The sequence below is a fragment of the Acetobacter oryzifermentans genome, assembly GCF_001628715.1.
In the GTDB taxonomy this organism is placed as follows: Bacteria; Pseudomonadota; Alphaproteobacteria; order Acetobacterales; family Acetobacteraceae; genus Acetobacter; species Acetobacter oryzifermentans.
Window position 1 is genome coordinate 52,284 of the sequence record NZ_CP011122.1, and the last position, 17,164, is coordinate 69,447.

Consider the following 17,164-nt stretch of genomic DNA (forward strand, 5'->3'; position numbering starts at 1 on the left):
ATTAGGGATATACATAAAGGAGGCTCTAATGCCTGTTCCTGAAATGACTCCCCGACCGCGCGAAGTGAAACTCTTTCGGAACAATCGCAGTCAGGCTGTGCGTATTCCGGTCGAATTTGAAATGCCTGGAGATCGCGTGTTGATCCGCCGTGACGGTGACAAGCTCGTTCTGGAGCCTGTGAAAACCCCTTCAACGTTGAAGGAGCTTCTCATGGCATGGCGCGAAGAGCCGCAGCTGGCCCCCGAAGACGATTTTCCCGATATTCAGGACGTAGCCGCCAGACCGGAAGATATTCTGTGAACGCCTATCTCCTTGATACCAATATCATCAGTGATCTTGTCCGAAATCCTTCCGGCCCATGTGCGCGTCGCGTCGAACGTATCAATCCCGCCGACCTTTGTACCAGCATCATTGTGGCCGCTGAGTTACGATATGGATGTGCTAAAAAAGGCTCTGCAAAGCTGTTAAACCGGGTTGAAAGCGTGCTGGCGTTTGTCCCCGTGCTGCCTCTCGATATTCCTGCCGACTGTGAATACGGTGGCATCCGCGCCGAACTCGAAGCCGCAGGGCAGACGATCGGCATGAATGATCTGCTCATCGCGGCTCACGCCTACACCCTCAAGGCGACCCTGGTGACGAACAACACACGTGAGTTTATGTGCATCCGAGGCTTGAAGGTTGAAAACTGGCTGGAGGATGGGACGTGATTGTCTTTTGCCCCAGAAGAAACAAATGGTCAGTATAACAAGAAGACCTAACCAGACTGTCTGAAAAGATGACGGTTTACAGACACAGGAGCGTCAGGTACAGAGAGAGGTTTATCAGCCAGAGACGATTGTCTCCATGACTGTGGCGGATGATGAGGCTGAAGCACAATTCGGCAGTCTTATGAAAGCAGTCCGGAGAGAAAAAAATTTCGATCCCTCTTTGCCTTTGACCATTACTGTCGAGCAAAAACCAGCGGGTTATGCGAAGTCCTTGGAAGGATGCTATCATGTATCCTTGAAAATAGTGGCTTTACTGGGCGCCAGGGTTTCCGGGATTGAGCCTCACGATTCGAAGCACGAAGACAGTTCAGACGTTCTGTGGCTGTCAGGGCATCCGGAGACGGAATTGTCTGCCGGACGCGCCATCTTCGTGACACCCGCGACAGCCATGGAAAATCATTGGATGATTGACGAGTGCAACGTGAGTAAGGTCGGCAGGAATGGAACATACTGGACCGTCACAGTGCCTGGGTCAAAAGTTATCGGCGTCGTGGAAAAGCTCTACAGCGGCAGTTCAGCTTGCGAGAGAGGTGTGTCATGAATCTTGCCCGTGCGATCATGATCCGCAAGGAGCGGAAACGGCAACGCAGAGAGGGGGCAACCCGGCGAGAGAGGCTGTCCGTCTCGCCTTTGCTATGGGATAGCCTTGCGGCAGACAGGCAACTCCAGCGGACATGGAGGGCAGAAGGGGTGCCATTCTGGAAGCGGTTGCTCCGGGCCTTCCTGATTCAGGGATAAAACACAGTGAAGGTTGGCCGGTCGCATCATGGCCAGCCAACATCACACTATGAAAACGACAGACACCCCCTCTTCTTCCGAACGCCCGGCTCTACGGCTCTCCGGTCGCCGACTGTTCCAGTGTCTCATGGTGCTGGGCTGGACGGAACGTCTCGCGGCCGAGAGATGCGATATGCATCGCACACAGTTTCGACGCGCCATTGCTGGGACATCGTCATTGCCTCCTGATCTCTCGGCATGGTTGCTCGATCTGGAAGCAGCAATTCTAGCGCGACCATCTCCTCGAAAACGACTGCATGATCCGGCATTTCAAGAGCGCAGTTTGAGCACAGCCAGCTGATCCACAAAAAAAGCCGCCTTATGGCGGCTTTTCTGTGGGACAGAACTGATGCGGAAGACGCTTTCAGTGTCCAGAGAGATAGGCTTTGGCAATCACCATGCCCAACGTCACTGCTCCAGCTATGGTGAGGCCGACTGCTTGCCTGCGTTGGATAGAGCTATTTCTGGCTTCATATTTCCGCCCACCCGTGAAGATGAGAGCAGACGCCACACAGGGCAGGAGCAGTAACGCAAGAATATCCGCGTGGGTCTAATGTCCGAAAATGAATCCGAGCTTCCCGTCATCCATCACGTAGGGCGTACATGTGTTCCCCGGATGAACCTTAGCATAGGGTTTGACATATTTGGCTGGAACCCATCCAGTCTTGAATGCAAGGTTCATGCTCTGAACATAGCCATTCGTTTCTGGAACGTTCGTGGTTACGGGTAGAACACCAAGCGCTGGTGCTATCATCGGCGCTCCATCGCGAGGCTCAGTCTGGAGCGGGATGGGATGATCAAAATTCATCATGACGGAATCAGGCGCATCAAGCGCCATACAGACATATCCCGATACCGGCTTGATAGGCTTATGTTCTGCTGCCATCACGATTACAGGCGTCATGTGCAAGATCGCCATTCCTAAGGCGAGACGTAGATGTTTCAGTGTCATGCTGTCTTATCCTACGAGCTGAGAATTGGAGAACTGGCGGCGGAGCCCATCTTTGCGGCGATGGAAGATTTCCACTGACCGACTGTTTCTCCTGATGAGATTCCGTTGCTAGCAAGCTGGTTACTGGGAACATAACTGGACATCAATGCGCTGTCATTCGCAGTAGCGATTTGCGCGCCTCGCTGTGGGCCGAAATTGTAATAGGCTCGCGTGTCTAGGGCGGTCGGGTTGCTTATCCCTGCATTTTGAAGCGATGTCGCAGCATCCTTGAGATACTGTGCCGCAGCAACCGCCTGTGTGGCCGGATCTTGCTGGCCAGAAATTCCCGTGTTGGTGATACTGGATGCAAGGCTGGGGTTAGAGGCCAACGCCTTTTGCAGAGCTTCATTGTAGGTGCCGTTCGACATTTGAAATGCACCTGTTATGGATGAATTGCCGTTTGCTGTATAAACGTTGCGACATCCTGACTCTACAACGCACGTTGCCGCCAGAGCATCTGGAGTTACCCCAAGGGCACTGGCATTTTGGGCCGCGGCATATCCCCATGATTGGGAATACATCGATTGCAGAGCATCCGTACTGCTTCCGTTTGTTGTGGTTGTAGAGACTACGGACCCACTTCCACTAATCTGCCGTGTTGTGGTGGAGGTCGGTGGTGTCCAGCCGCCCATCCCAACTTCCTGATAGGTTGCATTGACCGTTGGCGGCAGACCTGCCGGGACATTGACGGTTTGTGCCAATGCAGGATAAACCAAGAAGGAAGAGGCAAGCACAGGCCAGACCTTCCACGCGGTTCGTCTCTTTTTCACGAGCATCTCCTTTGGTTGCGATGCGGTGATTTTTCCTCATCATGATGCGACGAGTTTAAAAAAAGAGCGGGCAGGGAAAGTGTGTCCATTATGGTCACACTTTCATGGAAGACGCCCCAGCACGAAACCGATGAGAACAAGAACCATCCCCCAGAAGATGATGATCCCAGTGGAGCGCCATTGATACCGGTCGGCAATCAGTTTTGCCCGCCGCCCGATTTCAGGTTTCAACGACTGGAAGACCTTGCTGACAACATCCAGAACACGTTGCTCAACCATCCGTTCGTTGATCTGGCTCAGCGTCTTCGCTGCATCCACACCGTCCTGCAATGTAAGCTCGATTGAGCGACGTTCTGCCTTAACCAAGACGAGGGCCTCATCGAGGCATCTGGGCATAGCTTCAAGGGTGCGGTTTTGTGCTTCCAGCACGGCCAGTATCGCTAAGAAGAAACGCCCGTTCGCAGTATCCGGCCTGACAGTGAAGTGCTGAAGCGCATGCTTCAGCTCCTCAATCGCCTGCGCGGGAGTGGGTGGATTGTCCGGCTGTCTGTCGTTTTTCTGACTCATGGCTACTCAAAGTCTTTCGGGACAGGCAGACCTTTGGGCATGTCGGGAAGGAGGCTAGGGTCAATCTGTGCAAGAAACTCGGGGAAAGAGCGGTGAAACCAGACTTCTGCGCGCATCCGGTCAAAAAGACCGCTGGGGGGATGGCCCTCGACGTTCTTGTCATCAATGAAGTCTGCGTAAGACATCCGACGATCCGTGATTTCGTCCATACCGTCCAGTTCCGGCAAGAAGTAAATTCCGCCATTGTCATCTGACGCATCTACCGTGGCGTTCATGACGGCCGGTGTCTGACGGATTTTGTCGAAATGGCTGTTGTTTGAGTAACCAAGCGGCAGCAAGCCACGGTTCATCACGATGATGCTGTGACCGGGCAGGAAGCGCCGTTTCTCTTGCAGATCCTGCAGGTAGTCAGCATCGGCCAGTTCCGTGCCGAGCATATATACCACGACAACCTTGATCCCCAGCTTGGCCAGTTGCGGCACAAGAGGGGTGCTATTGATGATTTCGTGGAAGGCAGTCCAGCCGCCGCCGATATCCAGTATCACGTCTTTCTGGCGTTTCACCATGCCTTCGATCTGCTGTTCCAGCCAGGATTTCTGCTCCTTGAGATTGCCCGTAGCGGGTTTCCTTGTATTGGGGTGGAAGTGCGCGATGGAGTGGGAGACGTTCAGGAGGTCTGTATTCCAGACTTCTACATCACCGCCTTGACGCATGACTGTCTCAGTCAGGGCATTGAGGAAAACGGTCTTGCCCGTGCGTTGCCGACCGACTGCGGTCAGGAGCACAGGGGGTTTGGTGCGGGCTGGCTTGGCAGGTTGGGTCTTCGCTGGATCCGTTCTGGTTGCAGTCATTGAATCATCCTTTTCTGGTGCGGCACCGCGCAATCATGAGGGTGCCGTTCAGAAGGATTTCACCGTGTCATCATGCGACCAGATAGGATTTCTCCAGAAAAAAATGAAAAAGCCTCTTCAGTCCGAATACTGGTCTTCCTCTCTCTCGCGAGGTGATTTGAATTCCAGTTCTGCCTCAGGAACATCCTCGCCTGCGAGCAGACGATCATAGATGGCGCGCCTTTGCTTGATGATCTCTCTTAGTTCAGGGAGTTTTGCCTCTACTTCCTTGATCAGCATCGGCGCGCCCTGACTGTCATTTCGCCTGATCTGTTCCTTGGCCAACGTGAGGTCGAACTTGGCCTGGCCCAGCGTAAAACGAGCTTTGTCTATTTTTTGCTCCATCGTCATGGGGGCGCCTGCAGGAACCGTCTCGGTTTTAAGGGTCATAGAGGAGCTTTGAGGCACTGGCTGAACAGATGGCGGGGCAGGTTGTGGAATATCAACGAACTCTGGCGTCCAGTCGGCGGGTAAGCGGCTGGGCATGATGGGCCTGTCGTTATTCTCATTATTCTTTGGCTTTTCCATGTCTGAGGTGGGAAGGGCTTGAGCCCGTTTGGCTTTGGCTCGACAAACGAGGTGCCATGTTTTGCGCACACGCTGTATCGACCTGGTATCAGTCTTGATAGGCACGCCGTCCTCAATGGCGAGTTCTATGTAAGGCAACCACATTTCACCAGGTAGCCGCATTTCCAACAGTTCTGCGTGGTTTTCAAACAGCCACTGATAGAGTTTTCCTGTCGTGCGCTTGCGCGGTTGCGTTTTGAGTCGTTCTTTCAGTTTTGCGAACTTCATGGGTCTCTCTCTTGGCCTCAGTGTCCTCTGAGGGTGCGCTTCCAAGATGCGACCGAAAACGATATCCGCTTTTCCGTTCCACGATTGTGGGGCTTTCTGTTCCATTTCCGTGGGGGTTCCGTTCCTCATGGCGTCCCATATCTGTGGGGTTTCCGTTCCGTTTCCGCCCCATATGAGTCCCACATCCGTTCCACCAAATTTAGGGCCTTCATACACCATTGCACCCTCAGTGCGGCGGCTGCGCCGCCAGGATTGGGCAAGCGGAGAAAGGGAGCTAGGATTCTGGCTCCCTTTGGGGTCGTGCATGGTTTGTGTGAAGAGAAAAAATCTTTCTCGTCGCATCATGATTACTGAAGATTAGCTGTTCATACGGTTATCAGGAGATACGGACGATGACAGCAAAAGAACACAATCAGAACAGCCGACAAAATGTACATTCAGTTGTGCCTGCAGGTTTAACCTTCGAGACACAACAATTGGGAACAGTTCTCATTGGTGGGCAGCGATGGGTATTGGCCAAAGAAGTATGCGATTTGTTAGGTATTAGCCGTCATCGCTATGCCGTGACGCGCTTGGATGATGATGAATGCAAATTAGTGCCTGTTCAGACACAAGGTGGTCCCCAAGACACATATCTGGTGAATGAGAGTGGCGCGTACCATCTCACATTTATATCGACGAAACCCGTAGCCAAGCGGTTCCGGCGGTGGGTGACAGATGAGGTGTTGCCGCAGATCCGTCGCACGGGAGAATACCGGCCTGATGCAGGTGCGCAGACCGACAGGGGGGCGTCCAAGCCCGATATTAGCGCGGCCGATCTGCGTCTTCTTGCGGAGTTGAAAGAAGGTGATATCTATCAATCAACTCGCCATCTGGTGACCCGGATGAACGGGAAATTCTCCGTCGAAAGAGCGTTAAGCGAAGCAAAACGTCCGTGGTCTTATGATCTGGATATTCTGGAACTCATTCATCTGGTGAAGCTCGTGCAAATCAGTTGGTTTGCTCTTGGACAAAATAGTGAGCGGTCGGATCAAATGCGCCAGTATATGTGCCGTCTATCCACGGTTATGCGGCTGTTGGATGATAAGCTTGGCACTGGCCCCTACTTTGAGCCGGTTTCCGCTGTATCACCAGTGAGGTCATAAGTTCCATCATTGAGGGAGTGGAAGGTAAACCCTTGTGGTTGTGGTGTAAAATCTATTACCCTTCCATTCCCTACTGGATCATGTTGGAACGTTAAATGAATAACCAGGACTTGATTGAACGTATTGTTGCTGTAACGGATATTTCAAAAAAAGATGCCAAAGCAGCCTTGGAAACAGTATTTGCAGCAATTACTGAAGCCGCTACGAAAGGTGACGAAACGACTATCTCAGGATTTGGCAAATTTGTCGTCCGTCAGATGGCTGAGCGCAAAGGACGCAATCCACAAACTGGTGCGGATCTGGTGATCCCCGCATCTCGTAAACTGGCTTATACACCAGCAAAAGCTGTCAAGGATGCTTTGACAGGTCAATGAGGGTTTACTGATCGCCTTGAAGTGCGGCGGAATGATTTCTCAGTGCGGGATGGGGCTTTTCTGCAACTCACTCTTTTCCCGGACGCCGTTTCTCTGGTGCGCGTCTATCCGCCGCGTAACACATGGCGCTATTACGATCTTTCAATCCAACCAGATCTATTCGGTGGCGCAGCACTCATTCGACGATGGGGAAGAATAGGAACTCCCGGAAAAGTAAGGCTTGATCTTTTTCCTGATGTAGGAGCTGCGGCTAATCAACTGGCACATCTATTACGTCAAAAGCTCAAGCGGGGGTACGCTGTAAGATCATGAGTAGTGGCATAGATGAGAGAACTTAAGTATCAATTTTCCTTTTTAGGGTGTTTACGGCTGCTGTGACTATCTGTCCCTGTTGCAATTCTTGAGACCGTGCTGGTGCTGATCTCGTATTCCAACGCAAGTTCTTTCAGTGTTGCGCCACTTTGACGCAAGTCCTTGATTTCCTGTTGCTGTAGCTTTGTGATCCTGGCAGGCCGCCCCATTTTTACACCTAAACGGGCAGCGCGTATGCGCCCTTCCGCAGTGCGGGTTTTAATCAGGTCACGTTCCACATCAGCCAGACCGCCTAAAACCGCCAGCATCAGGCGGCCAGTGCTCGTTGTCGTATCAGCCCAAGGCTCTGCAATAGAAAAAAACTGCGCACCTCTTTGTGTAATCTCTTTAATGATTGCGAAAAGATCAAAGGTACTGCGTGCTAACCGATCAATTCGCGTCACGACGACAGTCTCTCCATCAGAGAGGTTACGAAGTAGGCGTTGAAGCTGGATGCGTTCTGAATCCGCGCCACTTGCCTTTTCGCGGAAAATTTTGGCGCATCCATAGTTTTGAAGAGATTGGAACTGTACGTCGAGCGTCTGGCCGACTGTGCTCACGCGAGCATATCCAACTTTCCGAGACAATGTGCCGCCATCCTGAATTCATAAAGACGGATGCTTATCTCGGGATCTTTTTGTGCGCAATTCCTGATTTGCGCAAATGCCATAACGGGCCTTTTGCACCAGTGAATATATATTTGATGTTTATATAGGTAAAACAAAGAAGGCAATATGAAAATAAATAATGTCAGAAAAATCCTGTCTTGCAGGTTATGCGCAAATCAGGAGTTTGGGGAATGGCAGATAATACATATACGATTAACACCAGTGGTGATTGGACAAGCAGTTCTGATTGGAAAGACGTAAATCTTGCAGGGGGAAAGTCTGGAATAACACTTGCGGTTAACCCAGTAGATTATGGTAGCTGGAAAGAAGGTGATACCGCTAACTCGTCTTTTGGGGTTAATTCTTTAACGATTACCGGGAACGTGACGCTTTCTGGTAATGGATACCTGAAAGATAGTGGAAATCTGGTAAATAATGGCAGCCTGACCATTACGAATCCAAATTTTGCAGTTAATGGTACAGCATCAGGTAATACAATTACGATCTCTGATGGTGGCGGGTTAACAGTTGGCACATTAAATGCTTCAATTGCATTTGGTGCCTCGCCATCTGATTCAAGTCTCTACAATACATTAACAATAACAAATAATGCTCAGATAAATACAATAAGCAATCTTTCTCCGCAAGATAAAGTTGTTTTTGCTGATGGGAATACGTCATCTTTGCATTTAAGCTCTGACGGAACGCAAATTCTTGATCAGGCTGGAACAGTCAAAGCCAATGTGACATTGGCCCCCGGTTATACGGCTTCAGACTATCACTTTGAGGGAAACACTTTAACGGTCACTTGTTTTCTTTCAGGCAGCATGATCCGTACACAGGACGGTGATGTGGCTGTAGAAGATATCCAGATCGGTGACAAAATCGTTGCATTCGACTGGAAGAGCAACAAGAATGTCGTCCGTCCCGTAGTCTGGGTGGGCAAGGCGCGAGCTGTGGTGCGTCCTGAACTTCATGATGACGAAGCCGGTTGGCCAGTGCGTATCCTCAAAGACGCCATTGCCGATGGTGTGCCTTATAAGGATATGCTGATTACCGCTGAACATTGCCTGTTCTTCAAAGATCGGTTTGTGCCAGTGCGGATGCTGGTCAATGGCGTGTCTATCTTCTACGATAAATCCATCACCTCCTACGACTACTATCATGTCGAAACTGAACAGCATTCTGTGATCACCGCCGATGGCATGCTGACCGAAAGCTATCTTGACACCGGTAATCGCTCTTCTTTCCGTCAGGAAGGCAAGGTTGCTACTCTGCGAGGTGCAGTCAAAAGCTGGGAAAACGACGCTGGTGCAACGTTGGGGGTAGATCGTTCTTTTGTGGAACCGCTGTTCCGAGCACTGGAATGGCGCGAAAACAGTGTGATTGGTTGTCAGACATCCGGCCAGGCTACGACATTGACCAACGAGCCAGATCTGCATTTGGTAACAGATACAGGAAGTATTGTGCGTCCGATGCGTAAGACAGCGCATCAGTATAGCTTCATGCTGCCGCCTGATACGCAGTCTGTGCGTATTGTTTCACGCGCCAGCCGTCCATCTGATGTGATTGGTCCGTTTGTGGATGATCGCCGTTATATGGGTGTCGCTGTTGCAGATGTGCGTTTGCAGTGCGCAAAACAGCATTTCGATATCACCTCTCACCTTCAGGCTGAAAAACCGGAAGGTTGGTATGAGACTGACTGGACAGATTGCGCATGGACGAATGGCAATGCCGAACTGCCTTTAGGGGATCATCTGTCACACGGGAAAATGGGCATCCTGTCCATGACTGTTCGTGCTGCTGGCCCATATGTTGTAGACAATCAGACAATGACAAAAACGGCAAAATCTGCTTAAAACTTTAGAAACTCTTCCCCTCATCATCTGATGGGAGGGGAGAGTTTTCTCTCAGTATCCTGATTAAGGAGATTTTCCCATTCCGAGGGAAACAATAAACTAACAAAACTATTATCTATCCTGCTTCTCTACCGGATAATCGAGAAATCGGTTTTTTGCATGCATTAAGAACGAATAACTCATACCATGCTGTCATGAGAAAAAAGCTTTCTACTGTGCTTCTGGCTTGAGGGCGATCACACAGGGCTTGGCTTGACCGGCTTGTATTGCGGGGATTTGACAGTCTCTGATTTTTGGAAAGCCTATACCTGCTGGGTAGGTCTTTATTTTTTGAAACAACAGGAGTCATTTCATAAGCTAAAGTGCAGCAAAACCGGTCCACACGTCAGGTCTGACAGAACATAAACACGAGAATGATCCTTCATTCCCGCGCTGAAGTTTACCAGTAATATTCGTGGGGTCGTTGGATTCCGGTATACGGAAAGACCGCTTCGAGAGGATCAAGGTCGCCCTTGATGATCAGGCGGGCAACATGCCTGTCATGATGACGGCCAGAACGAATATCATGCAGATGGCTGTACCAGCTGGGGTTTCATAGGCTTACTTCAAAAAGAATCTCGCATTGTTTTCCGACATGAATTGAATTTGAAAAACAAAAAAGTTGTCATTCGGTAATCTCCCCACTTTATTACCTGGTGATAATCTAACACTAAACCCCAACCTTAATTCTCCTGATAAATAAGAAATTTAGCTATTTCCATCACAATGTAGATAGGCAAAAGAGAAAGATATCAGTATTAAAATCTGGTTGGAAATTTAATTCTGAATATGGGAAATGCTAAATGCATATAAAAAAAATAGCTTCTGTTTTTAGCTTAAGTGTTATGATGGCACTTTCTGCTTGTGGCTCTAGTGGCAATGTTTCCATCAAAAACGAAACCGCTACCTCAGTTGATCAGAAGATCCATGACGGTGTAACCACCAGAGAAGAAGTTCGCCAGATGTACGGCGACCCAGTAGCAACTGACTTCACCGATAGCGGCCATGAAAAATGGACATACACCTTTTCAAACACACAAGCAGATGCCGCTAACTTCATCCCGGTTTATGGTGACTTGCGCCAGGGCCAACATGGCACCGAAAAGCATCTGACCATTATCTTTGAAGGCGATAAAGTCTGGCACCACTCCATGAATAGTTCTGCGGTGAAGGCTAAAAGCGGCCTGTTCTAAGTATCCCATTTTTTCTTTAGTGACCCTGTATGCAGCTCTAAGCATGCAGGTGGATATCCACTGGAAAAATGGAAACGGCCAGTTCCCGGTACGGGGCTGGCCGTACACGGTGTGCTACTCACGGGAGCAGCATTGCGCTGACTTATCGGATTTTTGGAATATCCAAGAATTGCTTTCGCTACCCTTCATCTTCTCCTGTTAGTCCCTCTGGCATAGAACGAGGAGACTTTTCCTCTGTCCTGCTTTTCGGCCTGAATGGAAATCTAATAATTTTTCTATTCTTCCTTCAAAGTTGACGCTGTTTTCTGGCAGACAGTAATCCTGTCCTTATTGACTTCAACGTAACTGGCATAAGTCTACACTACTCTGCTCGGGGAATTTCTGAGCATTGCGGGGCAACTTCAGGGAAAAATGATACTGCTCCGACTGACCTGAAAACACGATGGAGACGCGCAGGGCTCCATGCTTTCGATGCAGGCTGAGATCATAATAGGATAACAGGTGGAAATGACCATGACTGATACAGTAACACCATCATCCAGACCCGACATGATACGCAATCTGACAGTACAGATTGTCTCTGCTTATATCAGCAACAACACTCTGCCAGATAACGCGCTACCTGACCTCATCTCCACGGTTTTTCAGGCACTCAACAGCTTGGGACAGGGAACACTTATAACACAAAATCTCGTGCCGGCTGTGCCCATAAAAGAATCTGTCTTTCCAGATTACATTATCTGCTTGGAAGACGGGAAAAAACTCAAGATACTCAAGCGTCATCTTCGATCCGTTTATAGCATAACACCAAAACAGTATCGGGAAAAATGGGGCTTGCCGGACAGCTACCCAATGGTCGCTCCATCCTACTCGGCACAGCGCTCCGCTCTGGCACAGGAAACCGGACTAGGGCGGGCCATTAGGACCATACAGGACGTTGCCGAACCCGCTGAAGATCAGGTGCCCGTCACGCACATACCCGAGAAAAAACGCGGACGCAGACCAAAATAGGCATGAGCATTCAGGACAGATCGGACCTGTCGGAATCTACTTCGTATGGGCGTAGCGTTCTTCTTGGAACACTGGATGCGATTGAACGCGCAATTGATCCCAGACCTGGCATTGGCCGTAAGCAGGCGCTGCTGCTGCTTGGGGTACGCGATCGTGTGATTGACGCGCAAAAGCGCTACGAGGATGATATTTCCTCACCAATGGATCACAAGGAATTGGCACGTCAGATACATAAGCTTTCGAAAAGGCTCGTTGCATGAAGGATATTGTCGTTCTCCCTGGAGGAGAAGAACTGTCATTGGACTGGAAACTATCCGATCCGGAGCGATTTCAACTCCTGCTCAAGGAAAAGCATGCTGACAATGGCAAAGCGGGCCCGGGGGAAAAAGCACATTGCCTCTGTGTCCACCAAGGACGTTATCTGGAGCTTCAGATCAGGGAGCTAGGTGAGAGTTATTATTTTGCTTGCATGCCAAATACAAGACCATACCACAGACCAACCTGCCCATTTTACAAACCTAACCCCGAAAAAAGTGGACAGGCCGCCTATGTGGATGGCGTCATCAAGGAAGACACAGAGCACGACGAAGTTACTGTCAAACTAATTACCTCATTAAACCGAAACAGCCCTACGAGTTCGGAAACTGCCGCTCTTTCGTCTGCTGGGACACGGTCAGGCGGAAAAACCCAGAGACGCATGACCACTCTTGGTTTGCTGCATCTCGTATGGGAGCGTGCCGGTTTGCACTACTGGCGGCCACAGTTTGCTGGACACCGTACTGATCCAAAAGCGCTCAGGCGGGCTTACGCAACATCTCGCAACATCAAGGTCCACCGTGGCATCACACTGGATCAGGTGCTCTGCCCAGTCGTCTCCGGCGATCGGGGTATTCAGTATTTCACCCAACGAACAATCAAAAACCATTCAGAGAAATTAAGACTGTATGTGATTGGGCGTTTAAGTAGCGTTCAGGTCCATCCTTATGGAAAAGGATACAATATCGAACTGTCTGGAATACGAGATGGATACCGAATGTTCATGTCGATTTCACAGGCCAAATGGGAGCGATTGGAAAAATCGTATTCAAGAGAACTGGCAGAGTTTTCTCGGAGTGAGGAAGGGCTTGCAGTTTTTGGATTATTCCTTGTCACCATAGATCCAATAAAAAAAGGAAAATATAGTAATTTTAGTACCGTTCAAATCGAAGATGCTGCTCTCATGACAACGACTGAGCAACTTATTCCAGTCGAAAGCCGCTATGAAGCAAAAATTGTAGAGTTATTAGTTCAAAAGGATAGGACCTTTATAAAGCCTCTCCGCTTTGATGCAGCACGAAAGCTTGTCCGGCCTGACTTTATCTTGACTGATATGGGCAAAAAAGAAGGCTGCCCAATGGAAGTATTTGGGCTGACGGATGAAAAATATCTCGCACGCAAAGCAGAGAAAGAAAAATACTACGCGCGTGTTTTTGGAGTTGACGGATGGTGGTCATGGGACGCTGCCCATAACGCACCCATTCCGCCTTTTCCAAAGGTCTCACTCCCCTTAGTCAATCATTCTTAGGGCTCAGACACATTCAGAGCCAGAAGCCGATGATCAAGTCTTGCGGCCACCCGGCTGCGTCGAATGAGCTGGCAACTGACCGACGTGGTACGCCCCTGGTCGAAACACTAAGCTGGTGGACGAATACGGCTTGTGCCGCGCCAATTTACCAGCAACTATTGTTTCAGCGCGACGACAGCGCCAGCTTGAGGCCGAAAGCAACGAAGATCCCACCGGTCAGATGGGGTGGACGGCCTCCCTGCGGCATCAATGTGCCATGATGGAGGTTCACTGACCATCAGGAGGAGACCGCCCGTATGAAAGCTAGCATAATTGGCCTTGATATTGCCAAATCCGTTTTTCAGGCTCATGGGGCTGACGCAATTGGAAAGTGCGTTTTCAAGCGCAAGCTTGGTCGCAGTGAAGTTTCAGCATTTTTTGCAAAACTTGACCCATGTGAAGTTGTTCTGGAAGCCTGCGGGTCAGCTCATTACTGGGCACGGGTGATCAGCAGGATTGGTCATGATGTCAGACTGGTTCCTCCTGATCGGGTCAAATCATTTGTCAAAAAAGGCAAGAAAAATGACGCTGTTGATGCGGCTGCGATCTGCATGGCGGCGACTCATCCTGATACGATGTGTGTTCCGATCAAGAGCGAAGAGCAGCAAGGTGTCTTGTCACTGCATTCTGCCCGCGCTCTTCTGGTCAAACAGCAGACCATGCTGAGTAATGCGTTACGGGCTCTTGCTTCCGAGTTCGGGCTGATAGCCCCTCTGGGCACACGCCATCTGCCAGAACTGATGGCAAAAATAGAGACATCAGCCGACCTGCCTGCTGCCATGAAGCAGAGTGCCATGTTGTTATTTGAGCATTATGAAAAGGTCGCTCAGAGCATTGATGCTTTGGAAGTGCAGATCCGGGCGCGTGCAAAAAGCGATGACGATGCGCGTCGGTTGATGACCATCCCTGGGGTCGGTCCCATAACGGCTTCTCTGATTGTCGCCTCGGTCGCGGATATTGGCTCTTTCGCCTCTGCGCGCCATTTTGCCGCCTGGCTGGGGCTTGTGCCTCGTCAGCATTCTACCGGCGGTAAAACCCGTCTGGGAAGGATTACCAAAACGGGCAATCGGCAGATAAGAACGTTGCTGGTTCTTGGTGCGACGGCCATGCTTCATCGTGCCCATAAGTGGGATAGCGCTGCGGGTCAGTGGCTATGCGAACTCATGGCGCGTCGTCCAAGGCGTCTGGCAACAGTTGCACTTGCCAATAAAATGGCTCGTATCATCTGGGCGTTGTTGTCACGTAAAGAGATCTATCGTCCGGCTGGTGTCAGTGTTTCAGCAGGCTGACCTGCACCAGCAGAACGATGGACACCGGAGCTTGCTCCGGTAGATCCGGCAGTATGTACGAACCGACGTGATGGGAAGACAGTCATTCAGCAACAGTTCAGGCCATACCGTTCGACCGTCTGTGCCCCTGAGCACGTGATACCAGATTGGTGCCTGACACGTGAGCGCACACCCATGATGGCCAGCGCATAAAGTCGCATAAACAGGCCGGACATAAGAGCGCATCTGACCGGGTCTTCACGTTAAATCGGTATTCATCATCCAGCCGGTAGAATAATACGTTTTAGAAATGACATCGGGAGAACAATGTGAGGTATTGCGCTTAAACGGCCGTCCACATAAGACGGTCGAGAACACAAACTGCGCCAGGACGCCGCAGGAACCGACCCAGTGGCATGGTGGCCGCGATCAGCAGCGCGAACCACAGCATACCCAACACGACGTGGATGCTCACCAGGAACATAGTGTAACGCGCCACACCCGCCGCCACCGGCACGAACTGCGGTAAAAAGGTCACGTAAAAGACACCGACCTTGGGATTAAGTATGTTGGTAAGGAAACCGCGCCAGAACGTGCCGCCGCTACGATTTGTTTCCTCGGTCCCCTCCAACGCCTCGCGTGGGCTAATGATCAGCCTGACGCCTAGCCAAAGGAGGTACATCGCCCCGGCAACCTTAAGGATAGTATAAGCGAGTTCGGAGGCCCGCAGCAACGCACCCAACCCGAACGCCACCGACAGCCCCCAGACTAAGCAGCCACACTGGATGCCGAACGCCGCCAGCACCGCCGAACGCCGACCATCGACGGTCGCGCTGCGCAGGACCATCGCCGTATCTACGCCGGGTGTAATAGTCAGGACCGATGCTGCGGCCACGAACTCAAGCAGAAGAGGAAGATTGATCATGATCCGCCGTTATCACAGGAGGCGTGGCACCGCCACCTTCCTCTTCTGATTGAATTTGGACTCTAAGGTCTATATTAACTTATCTATCCACCTCGATCAGCTGATCGAATAGCATTGAGACGTGGCGGGCTTACCGGCCAGATTTTCAACTTCACAGCGGTAACGGCCTTTAGGCGTCTCAATGATATAAATGCCTCCAGTTGCATCCATCATAGCAGCCTCCACATGACCCTCTTTCAAGAGGTCGGACATCGGTGTTGAGACCGGATCATTTTTCGTTGAAACTTTTGGTGCTTCTGTTGTTGGCTGATCAGCCATTGCGTTAGGTATCGTGGCACAAAACAAGGATGCTAGAGCCAAGGCAACGGGAATATTTTTTTTAAACATACTCAAACCTTTCATGAACCAAAATTGGTTGAGAGTTTTATGAACCTTAATAAGAGATGCTATGTCTTATAACTTGACGAACCGGCCACCTGAATCGCGTTTAAAATGGACTCACGTGCTCTGGCATCTGCAGCAATATTTGCAAGATCAGCTTGATGATCTAACTCCTCGGGAGACATATCGCGTCTTGGGAATGCCATAGCCCTAACGGCAGATCGCACGGGTGATGTCGCTACTGACGATACCGGATCCTCAATACGAGCAATTCTGCCCACCAGGCCGACAACCAGGCCCACGAGCACCATAAAACCGACCAATACCAGAAAGAGCATGAGGGCTTCCTTTATGCTAAGTCTTGAATATCGGCATTATGACATTAGCAAAGCCTGTTGCAAGTTTCAGGACACAGAGGGAGATGACTGGCCAGAAGGCGTCATTGTCACGATCTTTGCATATCGTTGGCGTATATCTTTTTCCTGACGGCTCATCACTTCAGGAGCTTGTTCGAGTATTTTTTTCAATTCATTATCAAGCCGACTTATCAAGTCGGAATGTGCGGCGTTAATCTGACGGCCTCTAAGAGCCATCTGGTTCTCACGTCCAATATCCCGGCCCTCAATACGAGCCTTCTCTATTTTGCGGCCGATATCAACAAGTTCACGGACTCTTTTATCCCGATCCTTTTTCTTCCGATAAGGCAAATCCATACCCAGAGCCTTGTAAGGCTTATGCGCCATCTTTTTAGCAACATAGTCCCACAACTGGTCACTCGTGATTGGTTCTTGATCTCCCAGAGCACGACCATTGCGAACCGCCTCAAAAGTTGCCCCATCTGAAATCATC

General features: G+C 50.4%; 23 protein-coding genes and 1 pseudogene. 14 read left to right on the forward strand and 10 right to left on the reverse strand.

The genetic code is table 11. The annotated features are described in order from the left end of the window. Window positions 1-28: 28 nt before the first annotated feature. From WG31_RS14305 to WG31_RS14320, 4 genes are all read left to right on the forward strand, one after another. Window positions 29-301, forward strand: coding sequence for an antitoxin (locus tag WG31_RS14305; protein WP_003626741.1), 273 nt, complete (start codon window positions 29-31; stop codon window positions 299-301). Continuing rightward, a complete protein-coding gene (locus tag WG31_RS14310) occupies window positions 298-708 on the forward strand; it encodes a type II toxin-antitoxin system VapC family toxin (protein WP_035362716.1) in 411 nt (136 codons plus the stop codon). The genes WG31_RS14305 and WG31_RS14310 overlap by 4 nt, the downstream gene beginning before the upstream one ends. A gap of 136 nt (window positions 709-844) precedes the next feature. Next, complete coding sequence (locus WG31_RS14315; RefSeq protein ID WP_020936773.1) at window positions 845-1,309, forward strand: hypothetical protein; 465 nt, start codon at window positions 845-847, stop codon at window positions 1,307-1,309. Beyond that, a complete protein-coding gene (locus WG31_RS14320) occupies window positions 1,306-1,506 on the forward strand; it encodes a hypothetical protein (RefSeq protein ID WP_006560470.1) in 201 nt (66 codons plus the stop codon). The genes WG31_RS14315 and WG31_RS14320 overlap by 4 nt, the downstream gene beginning before the upstream one ends. Before the next feature lie 589 nt (window positions 1,507-2,095). Here WG31_RS14320 and WG31_RS14325 read toward each other — a convergent pair. From WG31_RS14325 to WG31_RS14345, 5 genes are all read right to left on the reverse strand, one after another. Then, window positions 2,096-2,449, reverse strand: a complete 354-nt coding sequence (locus tag WG31_RS14325; RefSeq protein ID WP_003626745.1) for a hypothetical protein — start codon at window positions 2,447-2,449, stop codon at window positions 2,096-2,098. Between the two features lie 59 nt (window positions 2,450-2,508). Further along, the gene (locus tag WG31_RS14330; protein WP_003626746.1) at window positions 2,509-3,312 is read right to left on the reverse strand and encodes a hypothetical protein; all 804 of its coding nucleotides are present in this window, start codon (window positions 3,310-3,312) and stop codon (window positions 2,509-2,511) included. 96 nt (window positions 3,313-3,408) lie between these two features. Continuing rightward, a complete protein-coding gene (locus WG31_RS14335; RefSeq protein WP_020936768.1) occupies window positions 3,409-3,873 on the reverse strand; it encodes a hypothetical protein in 465 nt (154 codons plus the stop codon). A gap of 2 nt (window positions 3,874-3,875) precedes the next feature. Continuing rightward, window positions 3,876-4,724, reverse strand: a complete 849-nt coding sequence (locus tag WG31_RS14340; RefSeq protein WP_035362718.1) for a hypothetical protein — start codon at window positions 4,722-4,724, stop codon at window positions 3,876-3,878. Between the two features lie 117 nt (window positions 4,725-4,841). After that, window positions 4,842-5,558 (reverse strand): hypothetical protein, encoded by a 717-nt coding sequence (locus WG31_RS14345; protein WP_231862529.1) that lies wholly within the window; start codon window positions 5,556-5,558, stop codon window positions 4,842-4,844. Between the two features lie 392 nt (window positions 5,559-5,950). Here WG31_RS14345 and WG31_RS14350 point away from each other — a divergent pair, with 392 nt between their 5' ends. The 3 genes from WG31_RS14350 (at window position 5,951) to WG31_RS15285 (ending at window position 7,389) form a co-directional block, all read left to right on the forward strand. Beyond that, window positions 5,951-6,703, forward strand: coding sequence for a BRO-N domain-containing protein (locus WG31_RS14350; RefSeq protein WP_003626751.1), 753 nt, complete (start codon window positions 5,951-5,953; stop codon window positions 6,701-6,703). Between the two features lie 95 nt (window positions 6,704-6,798). Continuing rightward, entirely contained in the window at window positions 6,799-7,077 is a 279-nt protein-coding gene (locus WG31_RS14355; RefSeq protein ID WP_020936766.1) for an HU family DNA-binding protein, read from the forward strand. Between the two features lie 96 nt (window positions 7,078-7,173). Beyond that, a complete protein-coding gene (locus tag WG31_RS15285; RefSeq protein WP_231862537.1) occupies window positions 7,174-7,389 on the forward strand; it encodes a WGR domain-containing protein in 216 nt (71 codons plus the stop codon). 29 nt (window positions 7,390-7,418) lie between these two features. On the opposite strand, the gene WG31_RS14360 is transcribed toward WG31_RS15285, so the two are convergent. Then, window positions 7,419-8,015, reverse strand: a complete 597-nt coding sequence (locus WG31_RS14360) for a recombinase family protein (RefSeq protein ID WP_020936764.1) — start codon at window positions 8,013-8,015, stop codon at window positions 7,419-7,421. Window positions 8,016-8,227: 212 nt separating this feature from the next. Between WG31_RS14360 and WG31_RS14365 the strand changes: the two genes are divergently transcribed. From WG31_RS14365 to WG31_RS14390, 7 genes and pseudogenes are all read left to right on the forward strand, one after another. Then, window positions 8,228-9,895 (forward strand): Hint domain-containing protein, encoded by a 1,668-nt coding sequence (locus WG31_RS14365; protein ID WP_061342400.1) that lies wholly within the window; start codon window positions 8,228-8,230, stop codon window positions 9,893-9,895. A gap of 842 nt (window positions 9,896-10,737) precedes the next feature. Beyond that, a complete protein-coding gene (gene bamE, locus WG31_RS14370) occupies window positions 10,738-11,127 on the forward strand; it encodes an outer membrane protein assembly factor BamE domain-containing protein (protein ID WP_003626906.1) in 390 nt (129 codons plus the stop codon). 363 nt (window positions 11,128-11,490) lie between these two features. Next, window positions 11,491-11,609, forward strand: a pseudogene (locus WG31_RS15290) (conjugal transfer protein TraD); the annotation flags it as partial. Between the two features lie 31 nt (window positions 11,610-11,640). Beyond that, entirely contained in the window at window positions 11,641-12,138 is a 498-nt protein-coding gene (locus tag WG31_RS14375; RefSeq protein ID WP_035362758.1) for a MucR family transcriptional regulator, read from the forward strand. A gap of 2 nt (window positions 12,139-12,140) precedes the next feature. Further along, on the forward strand, window positions 12,141-12,398 hold the full coding sequence (locus tag WG31_RS14380; protein ID WP_003626903.1) for a hypothetical protein: 258 nt from the start codon (window positions 12,141-12,143) through the stop codon (window positions 12,396-12,398). Continuing rightward, the gene (locus WG31_RS14385; RefSeq protein WP_063355058.1) at window positions 12,395-13,702 is read left to right on the forward strand and encodes a DUF1173 family protein; all 1,308 of its coding nucleotides are present in this window, start codon (window positions 12,395-12,397) and stop codon (window positions 13,700-13,702) included. The genes WG31_RS14380 and WG31_RS14385 overlap by 4 nt, the downstream gene beginning before the upstream one ends. A gap of 296 nt (window positions 13,703-13,998) precedes the next feature. Continuing rightward, window positions 13,999-15,030, forward strand: coding sequence for an IS110 family RNA-guided transposase (locus WG31_RS14390; RefSeq protein WP_010511145.1), 1,032 nt, complete (start codon window positions 13,999-14,001; stop codon window positions 15,028-15,030). 322 nt (window positions 15,031-15,352) lie between these two features. Here WG31_RS14390 and WG31_RS14395 read toward each other — a convergent pair whose 3' ends face one another. From WG31_RS14395 to WG31_RS16135, 4 genes are all read right to left on the reverse strand, one after another. Continuing rightward, window positions 15,353-15,934 carry a LysE family translocator gene (locus WG31_RS14395; protein ID WP_063355059.1) on the reverse strand — a complete coding sequence of 194 codons (582 nt, stop codon included), beginning with the start codon at window positions 15,932-15,934 and terminating at the stop codon, window positions 15,353-15,355. A 96-nt stretch (window positions 15,935-16,030) separates the two neighbouring features. After that, window positions 16,031-16,321 carry a hypothetical protein gene (locus tag WG31_RS14400; protein WP_003626895.1) on the reverse strand — a complete coding sequence of 97 codons (291 nt, stop codon included), beginning with the start codon at window positions 16,319-16,321 and terminating at the stop codon, window positions 16,031-16,033. Between the two features lie 59 nt (window positions 16,322-16,380). After that, entirely contained in the window at window positions 16,381-16,653 is a 273-nt protein-coding gene (locus WG31_RS14405) for a hypothetical protein (RefSeq protein ID WP_035362755.1), read from the reverse strand. A gap of 66 nt (window positions 16,654-16,719) precedes the next feature. Further along, the gene (locus WG31_RS16135; protein ID WP_003626894.1) at window positions 16,720-17,163 is read right to left on the reverse strand and encodes a hypothetical protein; all 444 of its coding nucleotides are present in this window, start codon (window positions 17,161-17,163) and stop codon (window positions 16,720-16,722) included. Window position 17,164 lies beyond the last annotated feature (1 nt).

Coding starts and splice junctions, on each gene's coding strand:
- WG31_RS14305 (WP_003626741.1), top strand. CDS start 29: ATGCCTGTTCCTGAAATGACTCCCCGACCGCGCGAAGTGAAACTCTTT.
- WG31_RS14355 (WP_020936766.1), top strand. CDS start 6,799: ATGAATAACCAGGACTTGATTGAACGTATTGTTGCTGTAACGGATATT.
- WG31_RS14395 (WP_063355059.1), bottom strand. CDS start 15,934: ATGATCAATCTTCCTCTTCTGCTTGAGTTCGTGGCCGCAGCATCGGTC.
- WG31_RS14350 (WP_003626751.1), top strand. CDS start 5,951: ATGACAGCAAAAGAACACAATCAGAACAGCCGACAAAATGTACATTCA.
- WG31_RS14340 (WP_035362718.1), bottom strand. CDS start 4,724: ATGACTGCAACCAGAACGGATCCAGCGAAGACCCAACCTGCCAAGCCA.
- bamE (WP_003626906.1), top strand. CDS start 10,738: ATGCATATAAAAAAAATAGCTTCTGTTTTTAGCTTAAGTGTTATGATG.
- WG31_RS14400 (WP_003626895.1), bottom strand. CDS start 16,321: ATGTTTAAAAAAAATATTCCCGTTGCCTTGGCTCTAGCATCCTTGTTT.
- WG31_RS14330 (WP_003626746.1), bottom strand. CDS start 3,312: ATGCTCGTGAAAAAGAGACGAACCGCGTGGAAGGTCTGGCCTGTGCTT.
- WG31_RS16135 (WP_003626894.1), bottom strand. CDS start 17,163: ATGATTTCAGATGGGGCAACTTTTGAGGCGGTTCGCAATGGTCGTGCT.
- WG31_RS14345 (WP_231862529.1), bottom strand. CDS start 5,558: ATGAAGTTCGCAAAACTGAAAGAACGACTCAAAACGCAACCGCGCAAG.
- WG31_RS14385 (WP_063355058.1), top strand. CDS start 12,395: ATGAAGGATATTGTCGTTCTCCCTGGAGGAGAAGAACTGTCATTGGAC.
- WG31_RS14405 (WP_035362755.1), bottom strand. CDS start 16,653: ATGCTCTTTCTGGTATTGGTCGGTTTTATGGTGCTCGTGGGCCTGGTT.
- WG31_RS14365 (WP_061342400.1), top strand. CDS start 8,228: ATGGCAGATAATACATATACGATTAACACCAGTGGTGATTGGACAAGC.
- WG31_RS14390 (WP_010511145.1), top strand. CDS start 13,999: ATGAAAGCTAGCATAATTGGCCTTGATATTGCCAAATCCGTTTTTCAG.
- WG31_RS14320 (WP_006560470.1), top strand. CDS start 1,306: ATGAATCTTGCCCGTGCGATCATGATCCGCAAGGAGCGGAAACGGCAA.
- WG31_RS14335 (WP_020936768.1), bottom strand. CDS start 3,873: ATGAGTCAGAAAAACGACAGACAGCCGGACAATCCACCCACTCCCGCG.
- WG31_RS14325 (WP_003626745.1), bottom strand. CDS start 2,449: ATGACGCCTGTAATCGTGATGGCAGCAGAACATAAGCCTATCAAGCCG.
- WG31_RS14315 (WP_020936773.1), top strand. CDS start 845: ATGACTGTGGCGGATGATGAGGCTGAAGCACAATTCGGCAGTCTTATG.
- WG31_RS14375 (WP_035362758.1), top strand. CDS start 11,641: ATGACTGATACAGTAACACCATCATCCAGACCCGACATGATACGCAAT.
- WG31_RS14380 (WP_003626903.1), top strand. CDS start 12,141: ATGAGCATTCAGGACAGATCGGACCTGTCGGAATCTACTTCGTATGGG.